27 protein-coding genes and 1 pseudogene are annotated in these 26,198 nt (G+C 41.7%); 15 read left to right on the top strand and 13 right to left on the bottom strand.

Annotated features, from left to right (window positions below; all coding sequences use genetic code 11):
- The first annotated feature begins 125 nt into the window (after window positions 1-125).
- Window positions 126-557 carry a MarR family transcriptional regulator gene (locus NSS75_RS21530; protein WP_095712611.1) on the top strand — a complete coding sequence of 144 codons (432 nt, stop codon included), beginning with the start codon at window positions 126-128 and terminating at the stop codon, window positions 555-557.
- Between the two features lie 71 nt (window positions 558-628).
- Here NSS75_RS21530 and NSS75_RS21525 read toward each other — a convergent pair.
- A pseudogene (locus NSS75_RS21525) lies at window positions 629-1,695 on the bottom strand (SDR family oxidoreductase).
- Between the two features lie 130 nt (window positions 1,696-1,825).
- Between NSS75_RS21525 and yxaF the strand changes: the two are divergent.
- The 3 genes from yxaF to NSS75_RS21510 all read left to right on the top strand — a co-directional run bounded on the left by yxaF (window position 1,826) and on the right by NSS75_RS21510 (window position 4,856).
- A complete protein-coding gene (yxaF, locus tag NSS75_RS21520; protein WP_326373955.1) occupies window positions 1,826-2,401 on the top strand; it encodes a transcriptional regulator YxaF in 576 nt (191 codons plus the stop codon).
- 89 nt (window positions 2,402-2,490) lie between these two features.
- Entirely contained in the window at window positions 2,491-3,504 is a 1,014-nt protein-coding gene (locus NSS75_RS21515) for a quercetin 2,3-dioxygenase (protein ID WP_339235072.1), read from the top strand.
- Between the two features lie 149 nt (window positions 3,505-3,653).
- The gene (locus tag NSS75_RS21510; RefSeq protein ID WP_095712615.1) at window positions 3,654-4,856 is read left to right on the top strand and encodes a DUF418 domain-containing protein; all 1,203 of its coding nucleotides are present in this window, start codon (window positions 3,654-3,656) and stop codon (window positions 4,854-4,856) included.
- A 53-nt stretch (window positions 4,857-4,909) separates the two neighbouring features.
- On the opposite strand, the gene NSS75_RS21505 is transcribed toward NSS75_RS21510, so the two are convergent.
- The gene (locus NSS75_RS21505) at window positions 4,910-5,365 is read right to left on the bottom strand and encodes an RDD family protein (protein ID WP_024123472.1); all 456 of its coding nucleotides are present in this window, start codon (window positions 5,363-5,365) and stop codon (window positions 4,910-4,912) included.
- Between the two features lie 196 nt (window positions 5,366-5,561).
- Here NSS75_RS21505 and NSS75_RS21500 point away from each other — a divergent pair, with 196 nt between their 5' ends.
- The 3 genes from NSS75_RS21500 (at window position 5,562) to NSS75_RS21490 (ending at window position 6,561) form a co-directional block, all read left to right on the top strand.
- On the top strand, window positions 5,562-5,696 hold the full coding sequence (locus NSS75_RS21500; protein WP_339235065.1) for a hypothetical protein: 135 nt from the start codon (window positions 5,562-5,564) through the stop codon (window positions 5,694-5,696).
- Window positions 5,635-5,991 (top strand): aldo/keto reductase, encoded by a 357-nt coding sequence (locus NSS75_RS21495; RefSeq protein ID WP_339235062.1) that lies wholly within the window; start codon window positions 5,635-5,637, stop codon window positions 5,989-5,991. Before NSS75_RS21500 ends, NSS75_RS21495 begins: the two co-directional genes overlap by 62 nt.
- Before the next feature lie 144 nt (window positions 5,992-6,135).
- Window positions 6,136-6,561 carry a DUF5391 family protein gene (locus NSS75_RS21490; RefSeq protein WP_213418170.1) on the top strand — a complete coding sequence of 142 codons (426 nt, stop codon included), beginning with the start codon at window positions 6,136-6,138 and terminating at the stop codon, window positions 6,559-6,561.
- 122 nt (window positions 6,562-6,683) lie between these two features.
- Here the strand turns inward: NSS75_RS21490 and NSS75_RS21485 are convergent, their stop codons facing one another.
- Window positions 6,684-8,021 carry an aldehyde dehydrogenase family protein gene (locus NSS75_RS21485; protein WP_339235058.1) on the bottom strand — a complete coding sequence of 446 codons (1,338 nt, stop codon included), beginning with the start codon at window positions 8,019-8,021 and terminating at the stop codon, window positions 6,684-6,686.
- Between the two features lie 141 nt (window positions 8,022-8,162).
- Here NSS75_RS21485 and NSS75_RS21480 point away from each other — a divergent pair, with 141 nt between their 5' ends.
- Complete coding sequence (locus tag NSS75_RS21480) at window positions 8,163-9,305, top strand: TetR/AcrR family transcriptional regulator (protein WP_339235056.1); 1,143 nt, start codon at window positions 8,163-8,165, stop codon at window positions 9,303-9,305.
- Between the two features lie 320 nt (window positions 9,306-9,625).
- Here the strand turns inward: NSS75_RS21480 and NSS75_RS21475 are convergent, their stop codons facing one another.
- Together NSS75_RS21475 and NSS75_RS21470 are read right to left on the bottom strand one after the other, a co-directional pair.
- On the bottom strand, window positions 9,626-11,095 hold the full coding sequence (locus NSS75_RS21475; RefSeq protein WP_268542295.1) for an HlyD family efflux transporter periplasmic adaptor subunit: 1,470 nt from the start codon (window positions 11,093-11,095) through the stop codon (window positions 9,626-9,628).
- On the bottom strand, window positions 11,096-13,279 hold the full coding sequence (locus NSS75_RS21470; RefSeq protein WP_024123465.1) for a peptide cleavage/export ABC transporter: 2,184 nt from the start codon (window positions 13,277-13,279) through the stop codon (window positions 11,096-11,098).
- A 411-nt stretch (window positions 13,280-13,690) separates the two neighbouring features.
- Between NSS75_RS21470 and NSS75_RS21465 the strand changes: the two genes are divergently transcribed.
- The 4 genes from NSS75_RS21465 to NSS75_RS21450 all read left to right on the top strand — a co-directional run bounded on the left by NSS75_RS21465 (window position 13,691) and on the right by NSS75_RS21450 (window position 14,988).
- Complete coding sequence (locus NSS75_RS21465) at window positions 13,691-13,909, top strand: helix-turn-helix transcriptional regulator (protein ID WP_024123463.1); 219 nt, start codon at window positions 13,691-13,693, stop codon at window positions 13,907-13,909.
- Complete coding sequence (locus tag NSS75_RS21460) at window positions 13,899-14,324, top strand: DUF6773 family protein (RefSeq protein WP_024123462.1); 426 nt, start codon at window positions 13,899-13,901, stop codon at window positions 14,322-14,324. Before NSS75_RS21465 ends, NSS75_RS21460 begins: the two co-directional genes overlap by 11 nt.
- 192 nt (window positions 14,325-14,516) lie before the next feature.
- Complete coding sequence (locus NSS75_RS21455) at window positions 14,517-14,747, top strand: hypothetical protein (RefSeq protein ID WP_024123461.1); 231 nt, start codon at window positions 14,517-14,519, stop codon at window positions 14,745-14,747.
- 16 nt (window positions 14,748-14,763) lie between these two features.
- Window positions 14,764-14,988: a Blp family class II bacteriocin gene (locus NSS75_RS21450; protein ID WP_024123460.1), complete on the top strand. Its 225-nt coding sequence runs from the start codon at window positions 14,764-14,766 to the stop codon at window positions 14,986-14,988.
- Window positions 14,989-15,135: 147 nt separating this feature from the next.
- On the opposite strand, the gene NSS75_RS21445 is transcribed toward NSS75_RS21450, so the two are convergent.
- Window positions 15,136-15,957: an SDR family oxidoreductase gene (locus tag NSS75_RS21445; protein ID WP_095712620.1), complete on the bottom strand. Its 822-nt coding sequence runs from the start codon at window positions 15,955-15,957 to the stop codon at window positions 15,136-15,138.
- Between the two features lie 118 nt (window positions 15,958-16,075).
- Here NSS75_RS21445 and NSS75_RS21440 point away from each other — a divergent pair, with 118 nt between their 5' ends.
- Entirely contained in the window at window positions 16,076-16,327 is a 252-nt protein-coding gene (locus NSS75_RS21440) for a hypothetical protein (RefSeq protein ID WP_024123458.1), read from the top strand.
- A gap of 189 nt (window positions 16,328-16,516) precedes the next feature.
- Window positions 16,517-18,397: a molecular chaperone HtpG gene (htpG, locus tag NSS75_RS21435; RefSeq protein WP_024123457.1), complete on the top strand. Its 1,881-nt coding sequence runs from the start codon at window positions 16,517-16,519 to the stop codon at window positions 18,395-18,397.
- A 44-nt stretch (window positions 18,398-18,441) separates the two neighbouring features.
- Here htpG and NSS75_RS21430 read toward each other — a convergent pair whose 3' ends face one another.
- The 7 genes from NSS75_RS21430 to iolR form a co-directional block, all read right to left on the bottom strand.
- On the bottom strand, window positions 18,442-19,827 hold the full coding sequence (locus tag NSS75_RS21430) for a sugar porter family MFS transporter (protein ID WP_095712623.1): 1,386 nt from the start codon (window positions 19,825-19,827) through the stop codon (window positions 18,442-18,444).
- 126 nt (window positions 19,828-19,953) lie between these two features.
- Entirely contained in the window at window positions 19,954-20,442 is a 489-nt protein-coding gene (locus NSS75_RS21425) for an HPP family protein (RefSeq protein WP_240312878.1), read from the bottom strand.
- 143 nt (window positions 20,443-20,585) lie between these two features.
- A complete protein-coding gene (locus NSS75_RS21420) occupies window positions 20,586-21,146 on the bottom strand; it encodes a CGNR zinc finger domain-containing protein (RefSeq protein ID WP_339235041.1) in 561 nt (186 codons plus the stop codon).
- A gap of 221 nt (window positions 21,147-21,367) precedes the next feature.
- Window positions 21,368-21,676, bottom strand: coding sequence for a DUF2653 family protein (locus tag NSS75_RS21415; RefSeq protein ID WP_024123453.1), 309 nt, complete (start codon window positions 21,674-21,676; stop codon window positions 21,368-21,370).
- 3 nt (window positions 21,677-21,679) lie between these two features.
- Window positions 21,680-22,330, bottom strand: a complete 651-nt coding sequence (locus NSS75_RS21410; protein WP_268496367.1) for a hypothetical protein — start codon at window positions 22,328-22,330, stop codon at window positions 21,680-21,682.
- 218 nt (window positions 22,331-22,548) lie between these two features.
- Window positions 22,549-23,481, bottom strand: coding sequence for an aldo/keto reductase (locus tag NSS75_RS21405; RefSeq protein WP_024123451.1), 933 nt, complete (start codon window positions 23,479-23,481; stop codon window positions 22,549-22,551).
- Window positions 23,482-23,534: 53 nt separating this feature from the next.
- Window positions 23,535-24,290: a myo-inositol utilization transcriptional regulator IolR gene (gene iolR / locus NSS75_RS21400; protein WP_024123450.1), complete on the bottom strand. Its 756-nt coding sequence runs from the start codon at window positions 24,288-24,290 to the stop codon at window positions 23,535-23,537.
- Between the two features lie 409 nt (window positions 24,291-24,699).
- On the opposite strand from iolR, the gene iolA reads away from it, so the two are divergent.
- On the top strand, window positions 24,700-26,163 hold the full coding sequence (gene iolA, locus NSS75_RS21395; RefSeq protein WP_024123449.1) for a methylmalonate-semialdehyde dehydrogenase: 1,464 nt from the start codon (window positions 24,700-24,702) through the stop codon (window positions 26,161-26,163).
- Window positions 26,164-26,198: the final 35 nt, after the last annotated feature.

The raw sequence follows: 26,198 nt of genomic DNA, 5'->3' as shown, positions 1-26,198 counted from the left end.
TACTATACAAGTAAATAAATAGATTTTATCATCCAATACTTATTCATACAGATCTTATACATTTGTATTATACAAGTATATAGAATGCTGTCAATGTCAAACATCGGAATGGGGAGCGAAAGCCATTGCAAAAACAGAATCCAGTCGAATTGATTGAATATGAGCTGACCACGTTTATCAGGAGAGCTGTTTATCTGGATCAATCAGAGAAAAGAACAGGGAATTTGGAGAGATCCTCTTACTTATTATTGAGACAATTGGATGAGTTTGGACCCGCTCGTGTAAAAGAGCTGGCGGAGTCGTTTAAGCTTGATATTTCTACTCTTTCCAGACAAGCTGCAGCTTTAGAGGCCAAGGAGCTCATCTATCGTTTTACCGATCCTTCCGATAGAAGAGTCAGTCTGTTTACCATTACAAAACTCGGCAAACAAGCATTAAAGGCAGATCAGCAGATGCGCTTAGAACGTTATGAACAGATGCTGAAAGAGTGGTCAATACATGAAAAAGAGATGTTTGGCGAACTTCTGCAGCGTATGAACAAGGCCTTTGTCGATTAACATCAAAAAACCCATGCGTTATGTTAAATCTGCATGGGTTTTTATGGTGTGCAATCAAATGATGGAAGGTCTCATTTGGTGCGTTTAACGGCAGCCCAGACACAAGCAAGCCCGACAGCCGCAGCCGCAGTTACCGCTGGGCGCTTTGTGGCCTTTACATAATAGCTTCTTGACCGAAGCCACCCTTTATTTGTCCCCCTGTCATGCATGCCGTAGCCCGCATGGTAAAGCGCGCTTTCTTCACGCGGTTTGGACGGTCTTTCCGCATGCTGGCTGCAGTACATGATTTTTTCCATCAGTCTGTCGGTCAGCCGGGGAAAGAGTGCACCCAGCATGGCGATGGCTTTTGCCTGCGAGCCGATGTACATGTCGCGTTTCGGATGTTCAGCGGCAAACAGGATGGCTTCGGCTGCAGCTTCCGGCGGGTAGATCATAGAGCGGTAATGAGCCGGCTGTTTGTCCAGGTAGCTTCTGGCGTGTTCGTTGTAAGGCGTGTCGATTCTGCCTGGATGGATGAGTGTGACCGAGACGGGTGCCTGTTCTTTTTCAAGCTCCATTCGGATGCTTTCTGTCCATCCGTGAAGCGCGAATTTCGCAGACGCGTAGGTGGATTGTATAACGGTTCCTCTGTCGCCGAACAGGCTTCCTACATTGATGAGAGCACCCGGACCGCCTCTGCTTGTAAAGTGTTTGACGGCTGCCCTTGTTCCATAGACCGGACCCCAGAAATTGGTGTCAAACACGCGCTTCATGTCTTCGGTGGTAACATCCATGGCGTGTCCGAAAACCGAAACAGCGGCGTTGTTAACCCATGTGTCAAAGCGGCCGAATGTGCTGATCGCGGTTTCTGCGATGCGGTTGACGTCTTCTTCTTTTCCCACATCCGCTTTTACATAGATGGCTTCGTGCCCTTTTTTCTTTACTTCATCAACGAGCTCCTGAAGTCTTCATTTCGGGCTGCTGCGACGACTTTTGCTCCTTTTTCGGCCGCCATTCGCGCGGTGACGAGGCCGATTCCGCTTGTAGCACCGGTAATGACGATGACTTGATCCTTTACTTTTTTCAGTTTGAGCTTCGTTTTCGGGTTTTGCTGTTTTTCAAGCTGTTCAGTATTGGTGACCGTATCATCAGTTGTCATCGAGAATCCCCTCCTAGACATGTTTGTCTACATTTACCCCATCCAGGAGGTTCTTACCCCTTTTGACAATCCCATGGTTCTTTTTTATATTATATAAGTCGCTCTACCATACCTAGGAGGGAATGTTTCAATGACTAGCAGAGGAGATTCACGTGAAAAAATCCTTCACACAGCGTCACGTCTGTTCCAGCTGCAAGGATATCACGCGACGGGCTTAAACCAGATTGTGAAGGAAAGCGGTGCTCCTAAGGGATCGCTGTATCACTTTTTTCCGAATGGCAAAGAAGAATTAGCAATTGAAGCGGTTACATATACGGGTAAGATCGTTGAACATGTGATACAGAAAAGCATGGATGAATCCTCTGATCCTGTTGAAGCGATTCAGCGTTTTATCAAAAAAACCGCCAGCCAGTTTGACAATACGGAAAGCATTCAAGGGATTCCAGTGGGCTTGCTGGCGAGTGAAACGGCGTTAATCAGCGAGCCGCTGCGCACGGTTTGCATGAAGGTGTTTAAAAGCTGGGAAGCGGTTTTCGCCAGAAAATTAATGGAAAAGGGATTTGCAGAAGAAGAAGCAAACCAGCTGGGAATGCTGATTAATTCGATGATTGAAGGCGGCATTATGCTTTCTTTAACGAATAAAGACAAAACGCCCCTTCTTCTCATTGCCGAACAAATTCCAGTATTGGTGAGGAAAAAAGGGTAGCAATTTGTTATCCTTTCCCCTACAACTATATAGAACGGTCTAGTCGGAAACCTAAAATATATAGACTGGTCTAAATTGGAGGAAACAACATGAAAACGTTAAGTAAACATTCACTGCCCAAAGAAAAAATGCCTTACTTGCTTCGCAGCGGAGAGGGAGAGCGCTATTTGTTCGGCAGACAGGTCGCGACAGTGATGGCAAACGGAAAGAGCACGGGAGGTTTGTTCGAGATCGTGCTGCTTTCTGGGGGAAAAGGAGATGCCTTTCCGCTTCATATTCACAAAAATACGCATGAAGGGCTTCTTGTTCTTGACGGTAAGCTTGAACTGACGCTTGATGGAGAACATCATCTTTTAGTAGCTGGTGATTATGCGAACATTCCGGCCGGAACGCCGCACAGCTACCGGATGCATAGCCACAGAACACGGCTGGTGTCTTACACAATGAAAGGGAATGTCGCACATATGTATTCCGTGCTTGGAACGCCGTATGATCACGCTGAACATCCACCGCACGCAAGCGAAGAGGTATCAAAAGAGCGTTTTGCAAAAGCGGCTGAGGCGGCGGACATTATATTTGCGGAGGATGAAACCCCTGCCGGTGCTCCAAAACTAGTGGAGAATACAGAACTTCCGGCTGGCGTTGTTCCATATGTGCTTGAGTCTGGAGAAGGAGACCGCCTATTGACGGGCGATCAGCTTCACCGCATTGTGGCTGCGCAAAAGAATACGGACGGGCAATTTATCGTTGTATCATCTGAAGGTCCTAAAGGCGATCGCGTCGTTGATCATTACCATGAGCATCATACAGAAACTTTCTATTGCCTTGAAGGGCAAATGACGATGTGGGCCGATGGTGAAGAAATTCAGCTTAATCCTGGAGATTTCCTGCATGTTCCTGCCAACACTGTACACTCATATCGCTTGGATTCTCACTATACAAAAATGGTGGGTGTATTGGCTCCGGGCTTATTCGAGCCGTTTTTCCGCACGTTAGGAGATCCGTATGAAGGGCATATTTTCCCGAGTGAGCCTCAAGCTTTGCGATTCGACCGTGTCTTGCAGAATATCGAGACATTAGATTTAAAGGTCATGAAACCATAATATCTCCGCCGGGCTTCCTGTGAAGCCTGGTTTTTATTGTGAAGGTGACGAGATTGTAAGGTTTTTCCTTTGCGCTGCCACCTAAATCGATGTTTCTTCGCTTCTTTTTTTCATACGATTGAGGTATAGAAAAAAGGAGCGTGATTCATATGGCTTCATTACAGCCGACTCTGACAAATGAGCGGATTGGTGTGCTTGACGTGTTAAGAGGAATTGCCATTTTCGGCATCCTATTTGTGAATTTGGCGCACTTCAGTTATCCGGATATGTATTTGTCTATGCTTGGAAAGGATAATTTTTTCACGGAAAAGTGGTCTGGTGCAGACTTTGCTGCAGCAGAAATATTGAAATTTTTGATTCAAACCAAATGTATTTTACTGTTTTCATTTTTATTTGGGTTTGGCATGGTGGTGATGATGGAGAGAGCGTTAAGCAAAGGAAAACGTTTTGTCCCGCTTTATATCAGAAGATTATTGGCACTCTTCATCTTTGGAACCATTCATGCTTTTTTGATATGGGACGGGGATATCTTAACGGAATACGCCCTGCTTGGTTTGGTTTTACTTTTGTTCAGAAAAGCAAAGCCGAAAACACTGTTGATATGGGCAGTCTCTTTGTATCTCCTGTTTTCTCTTCCGTTCATTTTGGCAAGCTTTCATCAAGCAAACGGACAAGAATGGGCACAAGCAGCCATTCAGCAAGCGAAGCAGGCGCTGCATGCTTACGGAAACGGCAGCTTGAAAGATATTGCGGAACAGCGAATCCACGATCGGCTCGTTTATATGTCAATGAATGGCATGCTGACCTATAATCCGCTGAATTTCTTTTTTGCCTCCATCCCATATTTCAGTATGTTTTTGCTGGGCGCCGCGGCGGCAAAATCAAGATTGCTGCATCAGCCGGAAAAGCACCGCAAAGCGTTAAAAAGAGTATGGCTGTTGGGGCTGGTCATTGGCATCAGCGCTCATATATTGTACAGTGTGACCGAAATAGAAGTATTTTTGCTGGTTGGAGCACCTTTTCTTATGTTTTTCTACGTCACAACGATTGTGTATCTTTATCATAAGACAAGACTGGCTAAGCCGCTGCAATACTTTTCCGCAGTCGGGAGAATGGCATTTACCAACTATCTCATGCAATCAATCATTTGTACGTGGATTTTCTATCATTACGGGTTAGGGTTATACGGAAAAGTATATCCGGCTGCGGGCGTGCTGATCACGATCGCGGTATGTGCCCTTCAAATGATCACCAGTCACCTTTGGCTGCGGGCATTCCGAATGGGACCGTTTGAATGGTTTTGGAGGAGTCTTACGTATATGAAGTGGCAGCCAATCTTGAAGAAATCATAGATAAATAAAAGTCTAGACTCATAATTGACGTCTAGACTTTTTCATGTTTTCAATTATTTATATACAACCCGTGTACGGCAAATGATGTCATGAAGGCCTTTTTTCTCTCCGAATGCCACCATGATAAAACCGATATAAAAGATAATTCCAGATACTATGTACGCAAAGTAACGGCCGATTGCCTGCCCGATAGACACGCGTCCGCCTTGTTCATTGACTACTTTCAGCCCGAGAATTTTCTTGCCGAGCGTACCTTGCATTTTAGAAGCTGTAAGCAGCCCGTAATATAACACACTGATGACGATCATAATCAGCATGGCTGGCAAAAAGGCAAGCGTTAAGTATTTCACCATATATTCGTCTTTTGTCATGTATGGGTCTGTTGCGATGGATCCAGCGATAAATACGGAATTGATAATAAATAGAATAATATAGCTAGGAACAGATACAATAATGCCATCAATCAAATAAGCTAAAACACGAATCCAAAATCCTGCCGGTTTTTCCATGTATATTTCTCTCTCCTTTGAATTAATCTGGAACAGTATACTTTGTAAAAAAAGCTTTTGCAATATGATATGGTGATAAAATCCTGATATTACTGAAAAATGAGTCTTTTATCCTTTCTTTTTTACTATATAAATCTACCACGGACGGTGAAAAAACAATCTTCATACATTAAAAGAAGTCATGGAGCAGTGCCAAATGGCTGAGGATGCGGTTCGTTATGATGAGAAAATCGGCTTGCTTCCTCCGGTTAAACGAAAGGCGAACGGCCATGTCTTTAGAGGAAATGAAGCCGTTCCTCAGCCTGCAGGAACAGACAGATCGCTTGGATGATACTCAGCGCGAGCTGCTAAGAAATTACCAGGAGAAATTGAAACAGAAGCAAAGTGACTTGCAGCAGGTGTGGGAGCTGATCGAAGCGAAGCTGGAGAAATTAAAGCGGTTTGCTGAACAAAAACAAGCGGAGCCGGCACAGGTCGCTTTGTCATGGCTGCTGCATCAGCCTGGGATTGATTTGATCATCCCTGGAGCCACTCGGCTTGGCCAACTCAAGACGAATATCAAAACAGCAAATCTTCATTTATCAGAAGATGAACTGAAACAAATGGATCAGATGTTCAGTTCTTAACATTTTTTCCAGTTATACTCTATTTCAAATGAATGGAGTATATCTTTTTTTATGGGTGTTTTTAGAAATCCCATCGATTTCTATTAGTTTTTCCTTTATGATAATAAAGGTTAATATTCCTATTTTAGGAGGTGTCAATTGATCATGTCCAGAAAAAATCGCGTGGTGATCATGACTGCGATTTCTGCATTCCTTTTTTGCGCTATGATTGCTGCGGCTTCACTTTCTCCGCTGGCAGACACGGGGTCCTCAGCCAATCAGTTCAACTCTATCGGTATGTGGTCGGCAATTGGTATGATACTTGTTTTCTATCTCATTCCTATCCTCATTTACATGCTGGGTGTGGATGCAATGAGATATGTGATGGCGGCGCTTTGCGGCATGGGTTTGCTGATTCACTTATCTACTGCCGCCCTTGTGCTGATGGTCAGTATATTCAGTGACCATCCGCTCTCTGATGTGATCACTGTGATGGGGCTCTGTCTCGCTTCAGCGGCTGTAAACATCATTTGGTTTTTTGCAACGTTTCGTTCTGCGCCAAAGAAACCTGTCACAAGGGATTTTACATAGTTTTCTATTTTGTGTTAATGCATGATTTTTCTGTGAACTACATTTATTTATTGTTATGAAACTTTGTCGGGGATGATAGAAAAAGAGAACCTGCAAGATGATGCAGATTCTCTAAATCATGTTTATTTAGCTGCTTGAATAAACACACCTTTTTCATGAGAAAACTCTTTAAATCCGTATACCCCATGGTAAGAGCCGATTCCGCTTGTATTTACGCCGCCGAATGGCAGGTTGACGTCACTGAAATGAACGACGACATCATTGATCGCTGCATTTCCTGATGTGGTGTGCTGAAGGACGTTGTCGATCAGGTCTTGGTTGTGGCTGAATACATAAAGCGCGAGCGGTTTATCGCGGTCATTTACGTAATCAATGACCTCATCGATGTCTTCATAGTTCATCATCGGCAGGATCGGTGCAAAGATTTCTTCCTGCATGATCTTCATATCTGGCGTAACGTTTTTTAAAACGGTTGGCGAGATCGTACGGTCGCTTGCATCAAATACGCCGCCGAACACGACTTCGGCGCCTTTCTCGATGGCATCGTCGTATAAAGCTCTGACGCGGTTAAAGTTGCGGTCATTGACAATTTGCGTAAATTTGTTTCGATCCGGCGTGTAATCATCTTCCATAAATCCTGCGTTGACAATGGTTTGTAAAATGCCTGCGAACTTGTCCTGCACGTCTTTTTTAATGAAGATATAATCCGGTGCGATGCAGGTTTGGCCGGCATTTACGAACTTGCCGACAGCAATTTTTTTCGCTGCGTCCATTAAGTCGTATTCACTGTCGATGATGGTCGGACTCTTGCCGCCAAGCTCAAGCGTGACAGATGCCAAGTGTTTGGCGGCGGCTGTCATGACGATTTTTCCGACATTTGTGCTTCCGGTGAAGAAAATGTGGTCGAACGGCTGATCAAGAAGCTCAGTGGCCACTTCAACCTCTCCTTCAAAAATGGCAACTTCTTTTTCGTCAAAAGCATCTCGGATGACTTTTGCGGCAATGTTGCTCGTGTTCATCGTAAAATCGGACAGCTTTACAATGGCGCTATTTCCTGCTGCGATAGAAGCGGCAAGCGGCGCCATCGTCAACATAAACGGGTAGTTCCACGGACCGAGTATAAGCGTGACGCCTTTAGGCTCGTACATAAGGATTCCGTTGGCATCAGAGCTTAAGGATGAACCGACTTCTTTGGGTGCCATCCATGTTTCCAGGTTGTTCATATTATCTCTGATCGCTTTTTTTGTACCCTCGATTTCCGCTTTTTTGACCTCGTGATATGGCTTCCGCACGTCTTTGCGGATCGCTTCGATGATTTCCTCTTCATGTGCAATGACGGAATCCAAAAAGCGCTGAAGCTTTTCTTTACGCTGTTCCGCTGTTGAAGCGCGCAGCACTTTTTGCTGTTTTTTCTGAAGCTGGAAGACGCGCTGAATGTCGTCTTTTACTTGCTGTTCCATTGTAAAATCCCCCTCATTTGCTTTCTGCTTATCTCGGAACTATTATAAAGTGGTATCTTTTCTATAAGAAAGACAACGGAGAATCATCTATACGTTACCGTACATATATCGAACATCTGTCTAAGTTTGGAGGTGACTCTTTTGCCGGAATCTGCTGAGGCTCAAATCAAACAGGCGCTTCTGGATTTATTAGAAAAAAGGGATATTCGACAGATTACAATGAAAGAAATTGCTGAACACGCACAAGTGAGCCGCGGGACACTCTATCTTTATTATGAAGACAAGTTCTCCATTATTGAGGATGTAATCGTAGACATGAAGGAAGGTCTGGGCGAGGCGCTCTATAACGCCTTCAAGCATATAGACACATTCCATTTAAATAAAAAACGGCACACCGTGCATCCGACTTTGTCTTTTGTCCACGAGCATCGATCCTTTTTTGGCACGATGATGAACAGAGGACAGTTTCATCGTTTTTTTAAGGATGTGTTTCAGCAGGATGTGTTGCTGGCACCGATTCATGTGAATTTGACGCCGATCGAACGGGAAATTTACGGACATTACCGGGCCTTGTACACGTACGCGATTATCCTGTATTGGCTGAATGAGGATGCGGAGGCGTCTCCGGAAGCCATCAGCCAAAAAGTATGGGAGCTCGTTTCTCAAAAGCGGTTTTATTGGCTGTTTGGACAGGCTCCGTCATGGGAGCGGCAGGAGGACAAGCAAATCGACAGGCGTGTGGTTCGAACGAGAGAAGCGCTGCAGAAGGCTTTGCTGGACGTATTGTCAGAGAAAAAAGACTACGCGGCCATCACGATTTCTGACATTACCCGGAAAAGCAATATCCGCCGCGCAACCTTTTATGATCACTATGCCAGTAAAGAAGAATTGCTGCAGACCATCATTCAGCAAGCGTGTGCGGAGATCATAGATCACCTGTCGATTGCCTTCAGTCCGAATGAGCTTTCTTTAGAGGAAGCGAGGGAGGCGCTCGCCAGCCTGCTTTCTGCTTTAGACCGCATGCCTATTGTCCATTTGCTCAATCGGGACTCGGGTGTTCCTCATGTGATACCCGAGATGCTCAAAGCGTTGGAATCATTTTATCTACATCAGCAAACTAATATTCCTGCGGAGAAAAAGCTTTATGCCTATTATGTATCGGCGATGATTATCGGGCTGATATTGTATCGGCTCGATGAAGGGAAGGCGTATGCGCCGGAAGTGCTGACGAGGGAGTTTTTGCAGTTTTTGGATGTGAAGAAGTATAAGGTTGTATTGCTTTGAAGTGCCCGGAGACTTAATCCGGGCTTTAGGTCGTTATGATACTTGGTCTTTTGATTTTCTTTCTTTTAAGGTGAGATTGAGAAATAGAAGAGACAAAAGAATAAAAACAATATTCACCGTCCAAGACTTCCAGCTTACAGTGGGGAACAATACTGTATTAAAGAAAAGGCGAACGATTGAAGAGAATAAAAAGAGTAAAAATAACAGTTTGTTTTGAAACATGATTCTATACGTCCTCTACCTTTCTTAAAAAAATAAAATGCCTCAAAGCAGATGCTCATCTGCTTTGAGGCATATATGCACACTTCTCTTGATGGGAATTAATGTAAGTTTAATGTATCTAAAAAATAATCAATATATCTTTTTGAATCAACAATAATAGATACATCAGTCTGCATGCCATTTTTTAAGTGTATTTTTGTTCCGTTATTTTTAACTATTTCTTTGCTTTCTATTTTGCTTTCAGCAATATAAAATTTTTGCCCATTTTGATCACTAATACTGTCTGGACTTATTTTGATAATGACACCTTTAATGGTTTGATTTGTATTTTCAATATGGAATCTTACTTCATCTTTTTCATTAATATTTGTGATCTCATGACTCGGAATATAAATGTTAGCTCTAAGCTTCTCTTTATCAGGGACAATAGTCAAAATAGCAGTGCCTGCTTGTAAATTGTCACCTGGAGATATATTTGTTAGTACATTAACATAGCCGTCACTAATTGCTTTTATTTTATATTTTTCTAATTGTAAATCTATCATCTTTAGATCATCTTCTTTTGATTTAAGAGTGGTCTGAAGATCTGTTTGCTTTTGAGATGTTTGATTTAGCAAGTTTGTTTTAAGCTGTTCAATTGAAAGCTTATAATTTGTTTCCTCTGAGTTATCGGAATCACTGTCAGAATCGTCACTTTTCATTGAACTGTTAATCTCATCAAGTGATTGATTTAATTCGTCTTTTTCTTCACTTAGTTTTACTAGCATATCTTGTTTTAAACTTTCAAGCTGTCCGTTTAGATTCTCTTTCTGCTGTGAGAAACTGTTTTTATCGAGCCCATCTTTCATCTTCCGTAGATCATCAAGCTGCTGCTCTACATTTTGTTTGTTAGTTTGATAACTATTATAGTAAGAATTGTACTTATCATCCTGTTTGGCAAAGGATTTATTGTTTTTAATGGAGTCTTGCAGATCAGAAATTCTTTGAAGCTTTAGTTTCACTTTGTTTTTTGTCTTATCCAGACTATTTTTTATGCTTATTTTCTGCTTCTTAAGTTTTTTCTGCTGAGTTTTTGCATTTTCTTTTGATGACTCTAACAAATTACTTTGTTTTTCATATGAGAGATATTGATCTTGATAACCCCAATGATCGTTCTCGCTGAATAAATTTTTGTCATTTTCAATACTTTTTTTTAGAGTTTTGTTTAACGCAGCTTGTTCTTTTAAATCTTTGATATCTTCTTTAACAGCTTTTTTCTGCGCTTGGATTTCAGTATTGTCTAGAGTTAATAGAGTATCTCCCTTTTTCACCTTATCAACCTGTTTAATATCAACTGTTTTTACTTTGCCGGCTACTTCGTTTGTTACGTTGCTGTTAGGCTTGGTATATTGGATGTCAGCTGTCGTTTTTAGAATCACTTCTTTCTTTCCATAGAAACTAAAAACAATACATGCAATAAGTAAAGCTATCAGTATATATGTAAAGAAAACACCAATTGGTTTGGGTTTTGATTCGTAGAATTCTCTGCTATCCCTCAAATCATTTAAATTGAAAAAGTTACGTTTCATCTAAATTGTCACCATCTCTCTCGATGGCATTTGGTTCTCCCACAACTCATAGTACTTGCCTTTTTTCTTCAATAAATCATTGTGGTTCCCATACTCTATGATTTCTCCATTTTCCATGACAAATATTTTGTCGCAATTCATAATTGTACTCAAACGATGAGCAATTATAATCGTAGTTACATCAACAGTCTGATCGTATATCATCTTTGATATTCCCTGTTCGGTTGTCGTATCGAGATTGCTAGTTGATTCATCCATTATGAGAATGTTAGGTTTTCTTAATAATGCTCTGGCAATTGCGAGTCTTTGCTTCTGGCCTCCAGATAAATTAGACCCGTTTTCTTCTACAAGAGTATCGTATCTCATTGGTAAATCATTGATAAAATCATGTACTTTAGTTTGTTTACATACTTCTATAATCTCTTCAAAGGTAAAACTGCCTGAGTTCCCAAGCAAAAGGTTTTCAAGAATTGATCCTTGTATAAAATGAGATTCTTGAGGTATATAACTTATGCTTTCCCTTAACGCATTGATGTGAATATCATTTATATGATAACCATTGATTGAAACCTCACCTGATTCAGCTGTATAAAATTTCATTAAAAGCTTAGTCAAAGTAGATTTTCCTGAACCGCTTTCTCCAACAAAGGCAACTTTCTCTCCTTTTTGAATATGCAGTGTAATATCTTTTAAGATGAGCCTTCGAGTTCCGTATCGAAAATTGATTTTTTTAAAAGAAAGCGGACCTGTAATTGACGACGTCGATGTTATTCGCGCCTCTTTCTCTATTAATTCGGGTTCTAGCTTTAGAATTTCTCCGAGCCTTTTGGACGCAACAGAAGCTGACTGAAGCTTAGATTGTAGGCCGATGATGTTTTGTAAAGGATTTAAGAAGTAGGTTAATAAGGCATTATATGTAATAAGCTGACCGATAGTAAGGGTGCCTTTCATGACCTGAGTTGATCCGATCCACAGTATCAATGCACCGCTTGCTAAATCCAAAAACATTTTTATGGAACTCTGAAGGTTATCAATAACTCCGTGTTTAAAAGCTGATCGTAAGTATTTCACAAATCTTTTTTCTGTTTCAAATGACATCATATATTCCGCATTGTATGCTTTAACAGTTTCGATGCCGTTAAGCGTCTCAACAATCTTTGAAGTCAGCTGCGCATTGTTTTCCATTTCTGTGTTATTTATATTTTCGTAGGGTTTTATAAAAATCCAAACCGTCAAAATATAAAAAGGTATGAAAGCCAATGTGATGAGAAATAAAGTAGTATTCTGCAGATATAAGAAAATACCAACCATAATAAGCATAATGGTATCGAGTATGACCGAAAGCGATGCACTGACAACCGCATCGATCACTTTATTAGCATCAGTAAATCTGGATATAATTTCGCCGACTTTTCTATTGCTGAAAAATTTCATTGGCAAAGTAAGCACATGTTGAAAGTATCCAAACATGATGGAGATACTTAATTTTTGACCTAGGAGAATCATTAGGTATTGCCTAAAACCTATTAAGAAAACCTTAAATAAATACATAATCAAAAGGCCGATTGAAAGAATATGTAATGTGTTACTTAATCCATTAGGTAGGATTTGATCGATGATCGTCTGAAAGTAAAAAGTACCGAGGATCCCGAAGACGGTAATAATAAAGGATGCTAAAAACGTATGTATAATCAACGATTTTTGCTGAAGAATCAACCTGAAAATATCGGCACTTATATTACTTGTCTCGGTCTGTTTTTTATAAGTCTCAGTAGGTGCTAAAAGTATTAAGATGCCTGTCCAAATCTTAAAAAAATCATCTTTTTGATATGTAACGAGCCCTTTTCCAGGATCCGCAATGATAATTTTATCTTTACTAATTTTATGTATAACAACGTAATGCAATAATTGTTGATCTATAATAATATGTGCAATTGCTGGAAGAGTAATGGACTGATCAAAAGCTGTATGCTCTGCACGCACAGCTTTTGCTGAAAACCCCAACTGTTCGGCGGCTTTTACCATTCCAAGAGCACTAGTACCTTGTGTATCAGTTCCAGCAATGTCACGTATATAAGCTAGAGAGAGCTTTGAGCCATAATGTTTTGCAATTGTTGATAGGCAGGCTGCTCCACAATCTTTTTGATCAAGTTGTCGTACACAATGATATCTATTAAAAAACATATACTACTCTCCATAATGAAGGTCATTTTTTAGAATATATATAATATAAAGAATAGACATCATTTTATTACATTTTCATGGTTTGTCAACCTTTTTAAGGTAAATATTTATTGTTATTTAGAGCTTTTGGCACGTTTATATAATATAAATGCGTAATTGATATAGATAAGATATAAAGCAAGATTAAATACACCTAAGTGAAAAAAATAAGAAAGAGATATACAAAATAAACCCCCTGCGATTATAAAGATATAGAACAATTTCATTTTACCAACTCCTATAAATGTTAAAATTCATTGTAAGATATAATAGACAAAATGTAAAATATATATGGATAAATGCAATATATAGTTTGCATAGGTTTTTTATATATGATATGCTACAGATAAATAAACCAATGGAGACTTGCCAATGAATAATAATTTGAAGTTGGAAAGAACAAGAGCGAATTTAACACAGGAACAACTTGCCGAAAAAATTGGAGTGACAAGACAGACGATTGGATTAATTGAAAAAGGGAAGTATAATCCTTCTTTACAATTATGTTTGAAAATTTGTATAGAATTGAAAGTTACTCTGAATGATGTATTTTGGACGCATAACAGGGAGGAAGAAACTAATGAAGGATGAGAGAATAAGTCATATTGAAAATAAAATAGGTCATGAAAGCTTTCTTTTAGTAATTGCTTTGGTTTTTGTCTCTTTTATACTTTCGATTATGTTTAAAATGCCGAGCACGTTAATGACAATTATCATATTGTTTGTTGGAAGCGGATATTATGGATTAAGAGCTATGTTAAAAGGCATTTTAAGAGTAAATCTGAAAAAGAAGAAGAAGAGTTCGTACTTTCTTTTAATTGTTTTTACTTTTATTCTGTATATGGCAACGTCGGTATTATTTAAAATCATTACATTCCCTTTTACAACTAAAGAATTCTTATTCCAAATTCTTATGTATATTTTATGGCTAATTCCTTTTAGTCTCATCATGTATACTACATATAAATTTTCAAACAGGCAGCAGAAAAAAGAATTAGAGAATTAATTAAGAGAGCTTAACCTAAATAACTGAATTAGGTTAAGCTCTCTTTTACTATATATAAATTGATCGATAGGTTATAGATGATTTTATGGAAAAAACTATTGATTTAGGATTTATTATGTAATATTATAATTCCCATGGTAAATTTATACTAGTTATTATTATTTACCTGAATAACTTTGAGGAGGAATATTGATGAACGCAAAAAGCATAAAAGACGTTGAACTTCAGGCATTGACTCTTGAAGAAGCTGAACAAATTGATGGAGGAAGTTATGCTAAATATCTTGGCAGTGCAGTAGTTACAGGTGCTGGCGCAGGTGTAGTCGGAGGAGTTCCAGGTGTTATTCTTGGTGCCCATGCAGGTGCAATTGCAGGGTCAGTTGGTTATTTAGGCGGGTCATTAATCGCAGGAAAATGGCTTTAAGGAGGGAATAGCATAAATGGAAAATAATAATCGTCTTTCAGAATTGAATGTAAAAGAAATGGAACAAATTGATGGCGGAGGTTGGAGAAGTGCCCTTGGCGGAGCTTTTTCAGGTGCATTAGTCGGTGCTTCAACAGTAGGCGTCGGTGGAGCAGCTGTTGGCGGACCCGTTGGTGGTGCCGGCGGAGCAATTACTGGCGGCATAGTTGGCGGTATAGTTGGCGGAATAAACGCTTGGTAATAAAAATACATAAAGAACTAGTTTGAACATTATGTAACAAGACCGGAAAGAGTATATCTTTTCTCGGTCTTGTTATATTTGTATTTATATATACATAATGTTTTGTAGCGTCTATTTATTATAAATTCTTTTAACTGACTATCTCAGTTATTTTGTTTCTTCCTTCCATTTCTCATCAATCAGCATCTTGCCAGGCCATGTATACGCCATGATGCCGCCGTCTGCGGTGATGTCTTCGCCTGTGACGTATGAGCTGTCGTCAGATGCGAGGAATAGCGCCACCGTCGCCATTTCCTTCGGCTTGCCAAGACGGCCGAGCGGCGTGATCCATTTGTTGGCTTCGCGGAATTTCTCGCCCATTTCCTGTTCCTTGGTGCCAGCTAATTTGTCAATAAGCGGCGTTTCAATCGTACCCGGTGAGATGGAATTGACCCGGATGCCGCTTCTTGCGTAATCAATTGCCATCGCTCTTGTCAGGTTTGTGATTCCGCCTTTTGCGGCGTTATAGCCGGAGCGGTCAAGGTCCGCAGCCCTGCCTGACATGGAGGAGGTGTTGATGATGGAGCCTCCCTTTTCGAGCATAAGCGGAATCAGATATTTGCTGCAAAGAAACGTGCCGCGCAGATCGACTGCGATTATGCGGTCAAACAGATCTACGGGATATTCGTGCACTTTTCCGCCTTCTTGATCGACGCCGGCGTTGTTAAAGAGAATATCAATCGTTCCGTACGCGTCTTTGAGTTGATCAGCAAATTGCTTTACGTTTTCTTCATCTGACACATCAAGGTGAAAAGCCTCAGCCTGTCCTCCGTTTTGTCTGATCGCTTCGACTGTCTCTTTCATTTGATCTTCATTCATATCGCCGACAATCACACGCGCGCCTTCATTGGCAAAAACCTCTGCCGTTGCTTGTCCAATGCCTGTCGCAGCGCCTGTGATCACAGCGGTTTTGTTATCAAGTCTTCCCATAACACGAATCCTCCTTTTTCTAGTTGTCTTCCCGCTGTGTGCAGTGATAAACATGTGAGAAAAGAAATGCCTGCATATGTTAAAATGAACTGGAAATTGTTGGGAGGTTTTATGTGTTTTGAAGATACAGCATAAGAAGGAACTTAAATTTTATTGTCTCATTACGATTCCGGCTGCGTTTGCTGTGCTGACTGTCATCTCTTTTTTATTGCAAGAGATTACGTTTCCGGTTACAGCTAGCGCATTTCTGAATGCTTCATGGCATAATCTATTGTTTCTGATACCGTTCTGTTTGTTTTTCTATCCGGTGCATATTTGGATGAAGCGGGAGTTTAGCCGATGGAATGATGCAGGACAAAAGAGAGGCTGATCCTCTCTTTTTCTTATCAGACTGTCTAGAAAAAATAGTGAAAACACCCCCAACTAATGTTAAATTTACATATATACGCATCTATTGATCTTTGATGAAAATCGTATTGACATGAGTCGTCATTTATGATAAATAGATGCTGAAAAGAGTTTACATAACATCACAAAGCATGAAAAAGGAGCGAGCTGAATGGCTAAAAAAGAGTTTAAAGCAGAGTCCAAACGACTGCTGGATATGATGATTAACTCCATTTACACTCAAAAAGAAATCTTTCTTCGCGAGTTAATTTCCAATGCGAGTGACGCGATTGACAAAATCTATTACAAAGCGCTGACAGATGATGCGCTAACCTTCGATAAAGACAATTACTACATAAAAGTCGCGGCTGACAAAGGCGCGAGAACACTGACCATCACGGATACAGGGATTGGAATGACAAAGGACGAGCTTGAACAGCACCTCGGTACGATTGCGAAAAGCGGCTCTCTTGCGTTTAAAAAAGAAAACGAACTGAAGGACGGCCATGACATCATCGGGCAATTCGGTGTCGGATTTTATGCGGCGTTTATGGTTGCCGATGTGGTGACCGTTATCAGTAAGGCGCTCGGCAGCGAAGAAGCGTATAAATGGGAATCTGCTGGCGCAGACGGCTATACAATTGAGCCGTGTGAAAAGGATTCTGTCGGCACAGACATTATCCTGAAGATCAAAGAGAACACGGAAGATGAGAGCTATGATGAGTTTTTAGAAGAATATCGTTTAAAAGCGATCATCAAAAAGTACTCTGACTTCATTCGCTACCCGATCAAAATGGATACAACGGTTAATAAGCCGAAGGAAGGCAGCGACAATGAATTTGAAGAGGTGCAGGAGGAACAGACGGTTAACAGCATGGTGCCGATCTGGAGAAAAAACAAGAGCGAGCTGACAGATGAGGACTATGAAACGTTCTACGCTGAAAAGCATTACGGATTTGATAAACCGCTCACTCATGTCCATATCAGTGTTGACGGTGCCGTGCGCTACAACGCCATTTTATTTATTCCTGAAAACATGCCGTTTGACTATTATTCTAAGGAATATGAGAAAGGCTTGGAGCTCTATTCCAACGGCGTGCTCATCATGAACAAATGCGCGGATCTGCTTCCGGACCACTTCAGTTTTGTGAAGGGTATGGTCGATTCTGAGGACCTGTCGCTGAACATTTCCAGAGAAATGCTGCAGCATGACCGCCAGCTGAAGCTGATTGCGAAAAACATCAGCAAAAAGATCAAAAGCGAGCTGCAGAGCCTGCTGAAAAAAGACAGAGAAAAATATGAGACCTTCTACAAATCGTTCGGCAGACAGCTGAAGTTCGGCGTGTACAATGATTTTGGCGCGAATAAAGATCAATTGAAGGATCTCTTACTATTCTACTCTTCCAAAGAGAAAAAACTGGTCAGCCTGGACGAGTACGTATCCAGAATGCCTGAAGAGCAGAAATATATCTACTACGCGACCGGTGATTCATACGATCGCATTGAAAAACTGCCGCAAACGGAAATGGTAGCGGACAAAGGCTATGAAATTCTTTACTTTACAGAGGACATCGATGAATTTGCGATCAAAATGCTCGCTTCATATCAAGAAAAAGAGTTCAAATCTGTATCAAGCGGCGATCTTGGCATCGATTCAGAAGAGGATCAAAAGCAGTCTGAAGAAGAGGAAAGCAAGTACAAGGATCTGTTTGAGGAAATGAAAAATATCCTGTCTGACAAAGTGAAAAACGTCAGAGTATCGAAACGTCTCAAATCTCATCCGGTCTGCCTTGCAGCTGACGGTGAAGTGACAATCGAGATGGAAAAAATCTTAAATGCGATGCCGGACAGCCAAAATGTAAAAGCGGACAAAGTGCTGGAAATCAACCCGAATCACGAGGTATTCAAGACGCTGCAGAACGCTTTCGAACAAGATAAAGAGAAACTAAGCCTGTACACAAATCTCCTGTATAACCAGGCGCTTCTGATCGAAGGTCTGCCGATTCAGGACCCTGTGGAATTTACGAACAATATGTGCAAGGTGATGGTGTAACCATAAAAAAGGAATCGTCCCGATGAGACGATTCCTTTTTCTATTTATGACGTCCGTTCATTGAGCATACGGCTTTGTCTGTTGTTCTTTCTTTTAAAACGTTGTTTCAGGCTTGCTTCAATTTCTTCTAAGCTTTTCCCTTTGGTTTCAGGAACCATGTAAAGGGCGAAGAAAAATGAGAGAAGACAAATGACTGAAAAAATTGTAAACACCCATGCGATGCCCATGGCGCTGAGCATCAGCGGGAAGACAAGCGACACGATCAGGTTGGTTGCCGATAACACCAAAGTGGTAAAGCCCGTCGCGGCCCCGCGCGCTTTGGATGGGAAGAGCTCAGGCATCAGAACCCATACAACCGGACCCCATGTTGCCTGGTAGAATACGATATAAACTCCGAGAAAAACAACGGTCAGCCAAGCTGTTGATGTTGAGAGCCCCAGCGTCAGGAGCACAGCCGATAGTGCGGCCAAGCTCAGCGTAATACCGACGCTTCCCCAGATCAGCAGCTTTTTGCGGCCGATGCGGTCGATTAAAATCATAGCTGTAATACACATGATGACGTTGAGTACGCCGATTCCCATTGTGCCGAGCACCGATGCCGATGTGCCGAGACCGGCCTTAGTGAAAATGGTTGGCGCGTAGTAGATAACCGTGTTAATCCCGACAGCCTGCTGGAAAACGGCGAGGCCGACGCCAATGAGAAGCATAGGGCGAATCCATTTGGCTTTTAGCAAGCCGAGTGTTGTTTCTTTTTTCTCTGCTTCCCCTTGTTTCATATCTGCCAGTTCACGTTCAATATCTTCTTGATCATGAGTGATTTTCATGATTCGTTTCGCTTCATCTTCACGTCCGCGCTTCACGAGCCATCTTGGTGATTCAGGCATAAAAGCGATCCCGATTAATAAAAGCACGGCAGGCACTGCAGCCAGCCCCACCATCCAGCGCCACGCTTCAAACGGTGTGAATAGATAGTTTACGATATATGCAAGTAAAATACCGGTGACAATCATTAAATTGTTCATCGTGCCGAGTGTTCCGCGGATTTTTGTCGGTGCCATTTCGGAAAGATATACAGGCACCAGCGCCGTTGAACCGCCTACGGCCAGGCCGAGAATGACCCGAGATGCGATCAGCATGGTAATGGTTTGAGAAAATGCACAAGCAAGCGCCCCGACGATAAAAATGATGGATAGAACAAATACGACTTTTCTCCTGCCCCAGCGATCGGAGCACGTGCCGCTTAAAGCGGAACCGAAAATCGCGCCGAGGAGCAGCATGCTGACAACCAATCCTTCTGTCAGTGTTGTTAAAGGGATATCATTGTTGATAAACAGCAGCGCTCCCGAGATAACGCCCGTATCATAACCGTAAAGCAGCCCCCCTAAAGCGCCGAAAAAGTAGATCATATATTTCCTTGTGTTTGTCTTCACAAATGTTCCTCCTCAGTCTTTGAGCCAATGAGTATGTACGATGTAACAAAGTTAATAGATTAGTACCCTTCTCCTAATCAATTTGAAACATTTGTTTGAAAAAAGATTGATTTCACAAAAGGAAATTTAAAGCCAAAACGAGGGATATTGGCGGTTTTTACGCAAGTTATTGATCACGAGAGCGATGATCACGATGATGGCAGACCCAATGAAAACGGGAAACAGTAAATAACTCCAAGCATACGCCCCTTGAATGACCACAATGGGATCTGCGCCGGCAGGAGGGTGAGTGGTTTTGGTCAGCATCATGAAAAAGATGGCAAGCCCTGTCCCCAATGCAAAAGTCCAGGGATGAGCTCCGAATATATGAAGGACAGCCAGTCCTGTAAGTGCAGAGATAAAATGCCCGCCAATCACATTTCTCGGCTGTGATAAAGGTGCATTCCAAGCGCTGAATACCAGCACGCAGCTCGCTCCAAAAGGGGCCATTAACCATGGGCTTGATGTATAAGAGGTCAATACTGCAAGCGCCAGAATGGTGATGAATCCTCCTAAAAAGCCTGTGACGGCGTCCTTTCCATTTACCTGTAAAGGTGTTTTTCCTTTTCCTTGCATTTTCAAAAAGAAGTTGTTTTCCAAATTTATCCCTCCCAGTATGTATAGGATAATAGCTATAAACTAACCTGTCAATTTTATTTTTAATGGTTAGTTTCAACTTCGATAAAAAAACCGTTCTCTGGGGAACGGTTTTTTACTCATTATTGATTTTTTTTATGATGGCGTGAGACTTTTTGTCTGTTGCCGCATATCTTCATGGAGCACCATTTTCGCCTTCCTGTTTTATCAAGAAAAAGCAAAATGCACTTTTCGTTTGCGCACCGTTTCAGCTGTTGGATTTCTTTTGTATGAATCAGCCATAATGCATCGTAAGCGATAAGCGATAAAATAGATTCATCTGGTTTTCCATTCGGAATGCGGGCAAGTTTGTCATCTAAGATTTGATAAGAAAAAGGAGCGGCGGCGATTTGATCTTGCAGGAAAGCGATAAAAGCTAGAGAAGGTTTACTGCCTTCGGCGATACTCTCAAAATGTTTTCTCAGCTCAGCGCGGAATTGATGAATCCGTTGCAATGGTTCTTGGACTTGCTGCAGCGTAAAAGACCTGAGAAAAGGAGCAGTTTCTCCCATTATTTCAAACCATGCCATCAGATCTTTTTCTGACTGGATGAGATCGTGCCGTTTATCATAGCTTATGATTTCAGTATTAACGAGATCGAGAGAAAGGTTTTGTGTGATAAGAGGGAATTGAGCATTTGCCATTGTAACCATTCCTTTCAAAATCATTGTAAGCGCCAAAACCTTTTTCACGCAAGGATATGAGTAAAAGGAGGCTTATTCCCATTTTATCTGTCAGGCAGTCTGCTGATCATTAGGGGCGGTGCTCTTCCCATGACCGGAAACAGCCGTTTCTGTACCTGCATTTCAAAAAACATCATAAAAAAACCTTACTCGCCCGGAGTAAGGTTCTGATTAAGACATTTTTATTCTTCACCCTCGTTGACGAAAACCAAGGCGGAGAATCCTTTTTTCTTATCAAATTGCAATTCAACGACGGTAACGTCTGGATTGAAGTTGTGGTATTCCTCTAAGAACTGAATAATGCCTTCTGAAATGTCATCTGACTCAAGCTGCTTGTGATGCAGGCCATATTTGGCTTCAGCGAAAAATCCTGTACGCTTGTTGTAAGACAGCTCTTTTACTTCAACGTCTTCAGGGTAAATCTCTTCTTCATTAGAAATATACACACAAATCCCGTCTACAATTTCTTGCTCGTTTAATACTAATTTCATTACCTAAAAGCTCCTTCTGTATGTCTTCGGTGTTTTAAATGCGCGAATGATTGCAATGACTATGATTAAAATAATGATCAAAGCGATGACATCAACGATCCAGGCAATAGGCGAAGGGCCATAAGAAACATAGCCTGGGCCCCCGACTGGATGATAAGTGTAACCCCAAGGGTGCATCATGCTGATCATAAACATGCTCGTTGTGAATCCGCTATAATAGCCAAACCATCCTGATGGCGAGAATCCTGCATTGTAATAATGATTCACTGAAACATAACGTCCGCCAACATAAGCTTTAGATGTTTTTCCGCTGTATGTCTTTCCGCTTACTTTTGATGTGGCGCCGGAAAACGTGCCTGACGATGTTTTAGAGCTTGATGAGCTTGTCTTTTCGGAAGATTTCTTTTTCAGCGAAATCGATGATGATGAATCATCAGACGTTTTGGACTTTTTGCTTGAAGAGCTTGATCCTGAACTGTAGCTTGATTTCGGGCTGGATTTATAGCTTCCGCTGTATGACGAGCTTGAACTTCGGCTGCTGTGACTGGATGATGAGCGGCCGCTAAAACTTTTTGCATGAGACATGGCTGATGGCAGCAGTACACCTAAAGCAACGGTTACTGCAACTAAGGCTTTAACATATTTCAGTTTCATTCTGTTTCCTCCATAGACCGCCGAAACGGCCCATTATTTCTGGTTTGAATCATATCAATCTTTCATATCATGTTTAGCTTTTTCAATCACTTTCTTTCTGAGATAAACTACCTTTATTTTATCGGATTCATGGCTCTTTTTGTAAGTTTTGTATCAAAATCAAACCAATTTATGGGCAAAAAAAAACAGCCTTCCCTATGGAGAAGGCTGTTTTCTTATTATGCGAACAGCTTATCAATAAACGAAATATCCTCTTGAGAAAGCGTTACATCGGCTGTTTTGATGTTATCAATCAATTGATCGGCACGTTTTGCTCCAGGGATTAAAATATCAATTTCCGGTCTTGCCAAATACCAAGCCAATACGATGTGAGGGATGTCCACGTTGTGCTTTTCAGCAATCGGCGCCAGTTTGTTGACCTTTCTGATATTTTCTTTGAAACGCTCGCCCTTGAAGTGTTCCTGTTCGTTTCGCAGGTCTCCTTCAGGGAACGTCGTATCTTCCGTATATTTTCCGGCCAGTAATCCTGACACAAGCGGGAAGTAAGGGATGAATGAAATATTGTGTTCCTTCGTATACGGGAAGAAGGTTGTTTCCGCTTCACGGTTTAACAGGTTGTATTCACCTTGGAGCACATCGACCAAACCGTCTCTGTTGGCTTCCTTCAGCTGTTCCAGAGAGAAATTGGAGACACCGATGGAACGGATTTTTCCGGCTTGCTTCATTTCATTCAGTGCGTTAACCGCTTCATCCTTCGGCGTATGTTCATCCGGAAAGTGAATGTAGAACAGATCGATATAATCGGTATTCAAACGTTTCAGGCTTTCATCAACTGATTTTTTCAGAAACTCAGGCGAATTATCAAAAACAAAGTCATTTCCTTCTTTTCTGTGCGCGGCTTTTGTGGCGATGACCACATCTTCGCGATTGAACTCACGCAGCACTTCACCAATTAGCTCTTCCGAACGGCCGATGCCATAAATATAAGCAGTGTCTAACATGGTCACGCCATTACGAATGGCCTCGCGAACCAATTCTTTTCCGGTTTCTTCATTCAGATTCGGGTAGAGGTTATGTCCTCCGACAGCATTTGTTCCTAATCCGATAGGGAAAACCTGCAAATCTGATTTTCCGAGCGTTGCTTTTTTCATGATCTACCTCCTGGAATAAAATTGATGAAAGACTCTCAACACTATTGTAAACGTTAGGCCAGATGAATGCCGATTTGGTGCTCATGGCAGTACTGCGTGTACTCGTCATCTAACGGCTGAGAGGTCACAATACAGTGCAGTCTGTCAAAGGGCGCATAGGTCAGCAGCGTTGATTTTCCGAATTTTGAATGGTCAGCCAATAAATACACTTCTTTCGCTTTTTCAGAAATCCTCTTTTTAATGTCATACTCGAGCAGATCTGAATTGGTCAGTCCGTGTGTCAGTGTTGTTCCGGTTGCAGACATAAAGGCTTTATTGATATTGTACTTCTCCAAAGTGCCCGGATCATCCATGCCGACAAAGGAGCGTGTTTTTCTTTTATAGTTGTTTCCGATAATGATTAGGTTGATATTCTTCATAGCCGATGCCGCATTGATAATGTCCAAGCTGTTGGTTAAAATGGTGACATTTTTGTTCGGATCAAGCGTATCGAGAATCGACTTGGTTGTTGTTCCTGAGTCAATGAAGATTAAGTCATGGTCTTCAATAAACCGGGAAGCATAATGGGCAATTTTTGTTTTCTCATCTTGGTGCTGGATGGTGCGATTCTCAAAAGGAACAAGTGCGGTTTTCTCTATTGATGTTACGCCGCCGTATACTTTTTCGATCGCACCTTTTTCCGTCAGCTTGTTGATATCGCGTCTGACTGTGTTTTTTGAGACATTGAAAACCTGGCACAGCTCATCTAAGGAAACAGTGCCATGCGATAAAATGTACTCCTCCATTTCCTGTATCCGCATCAGTTTCATACAAAAAACTCCTTCTTGAATCTTAAAGTAATGTAAATATATAATAAAAACCAAAAGTTAATCAATAGTTGCTTAAAAAATGATAACATTGGTATGTATCTTTTGCAAGATTCGCCGGACTTCCAGGCGGTCTCTTGCATTACTGAAAGATTAGTATAATAAAAATAATGAAAAAATTTAGTGTTTGTGATTGACTTATGGGTATTATACGATTAGAATATAACCAATAAATGACCAAGAAGTAACCTGCCGTGTGTGATTTCAGTGATGATATGGTTGCTTACATAAAAAGTGTATCTAACCATTGATTTTTTTTGTTTTTTTTGAAAGCGGTTAATTCTTATCTTATGAATCTATCCTGAACCATCCATACAAGTGTATGTGTTTACTAATGAAGGAGGCAATAAGAATGGCAGAAATCAGAAAATTAAAAAACTATATCAACGGTGAATGGGTTGAAAGCAAAACGGATCAATATGAAGACGTTATCAATCCGGCTACGAAAGAAGTGCTGTGCCAAGTGCCGATTTCTACAAAAGAAGATATTGATTACGCGGCTCAAACAGCGGGTGAGGCATTTAAAACATGGTCGAAAGTGGCGGTTCCGCGCCGTGCGAGAATTCTATTTAACTTCCAGCAGCTGCTGTCTCAGCATAAAGAAGAACTTGCTCATCTGATTACCATCGAAAACGGCAAAAACACAAAAGAAGCTCTGGGGGAAGTGGGACGCGGGATTGAAAACGTTGAGTTCGCAGCCGGTGCGCCTTCTCTGATGATGGGTGACTCACTTGCTTCTATTGCGACGGATGTGGAAGCGGCCAACTACCGCTACCCAATTGGAGTTGTCGGCGGAATCGCACCATTTAACTTCCCGATGATGGTTCCTTGCTGGATGTTCCCAATGGCCATTGCACTCGGCAACACATTTATTTTAAAACCGTCTGAGCGTACGCCGCTGTTAACGGAGAAATTGGTTGAGCTCTTCGAAAAAGCGGGCCTTCCTAAAGGTGTTTTCAACGTCGTATATGGTGCACATGATGTGGTAAACGGCATTCTGGAGCATCCTGAAATTAAAGCGATTTCATTTGTTGGCTCTAAGCCTGTTGGCGAATACGTCTACAAAAAAGGTAGCGAAAACTTAAAACGTGTTCAATCTCTGACAGGCGCGAAAAACCACACGATTGTCCTGAATGATGCGAATCTCGAAGACACGGTCACAAACATCATCGGAGCAGCCTTCGGTTCAGCTGGAGAACGCTGCATGGCTTGTGCGGTTGTGACAGTTGAAGAAGGTATCGCTGATGAATTCATAGCGAAGCTGCAGGAAAAAGTGGCTGAGATTAAAATCGGAAACGGCCTTGATGACGGCGTGTTTTTAGGACCGGTTATTCGCGAGGACAACAAGAAACGCACGCTCAGCTATATTGAAAAAGGATTGGAAGAAGGCGCGAGACTCGTTTGTGACGGACGTGAAAACGTATCTGACGACGGTTACTTTGTCGGCCCGACAATCTTCGATAACGTCACGACAGAGATGACGATCTGGAAAGATGAAATTTTCGCTCCGGTATTATCCGTCATCCGCGTGAAAAACCTGAAAGAAGCCATTGAGATTGCCAACAAGTCTGAGTTTGCGAACGGCGCCTGCTTGTTCACATCGAACTCAAATGCCATCCGCTACTTCCGTGAAAACATTGATGCGGGAATGCTCGGCATCAACCTGGGTGTGCCGGCACCGATGGCGTTCTTCCCATTCTCAGGCTGGAAATCTTCATTCTTTGGAACGCTGCATGCGAACGGAAAAGACAGCGTCGACTTCTACACGCGTAAAAAAGTAGTGACAGCAAGATACCCGGCACCCGATTTCAACTAAACGACGAACAGCCGAACGGCGTGTCTCGGCGCTGT

It is taken from the genome of Bacillus sp. FSL K6-1012 (assembly GCF_037964915.1).
GTDB lineage: Bacteria > Bacillota > Bacilli > Bacillales > Bacillaceae > Bacillus > Bacillus halotolerans.
Note: the sequence above shows the minus strand (reverse complement) of the source record. Positions and strands in the feature narration are given on the sequence as shown.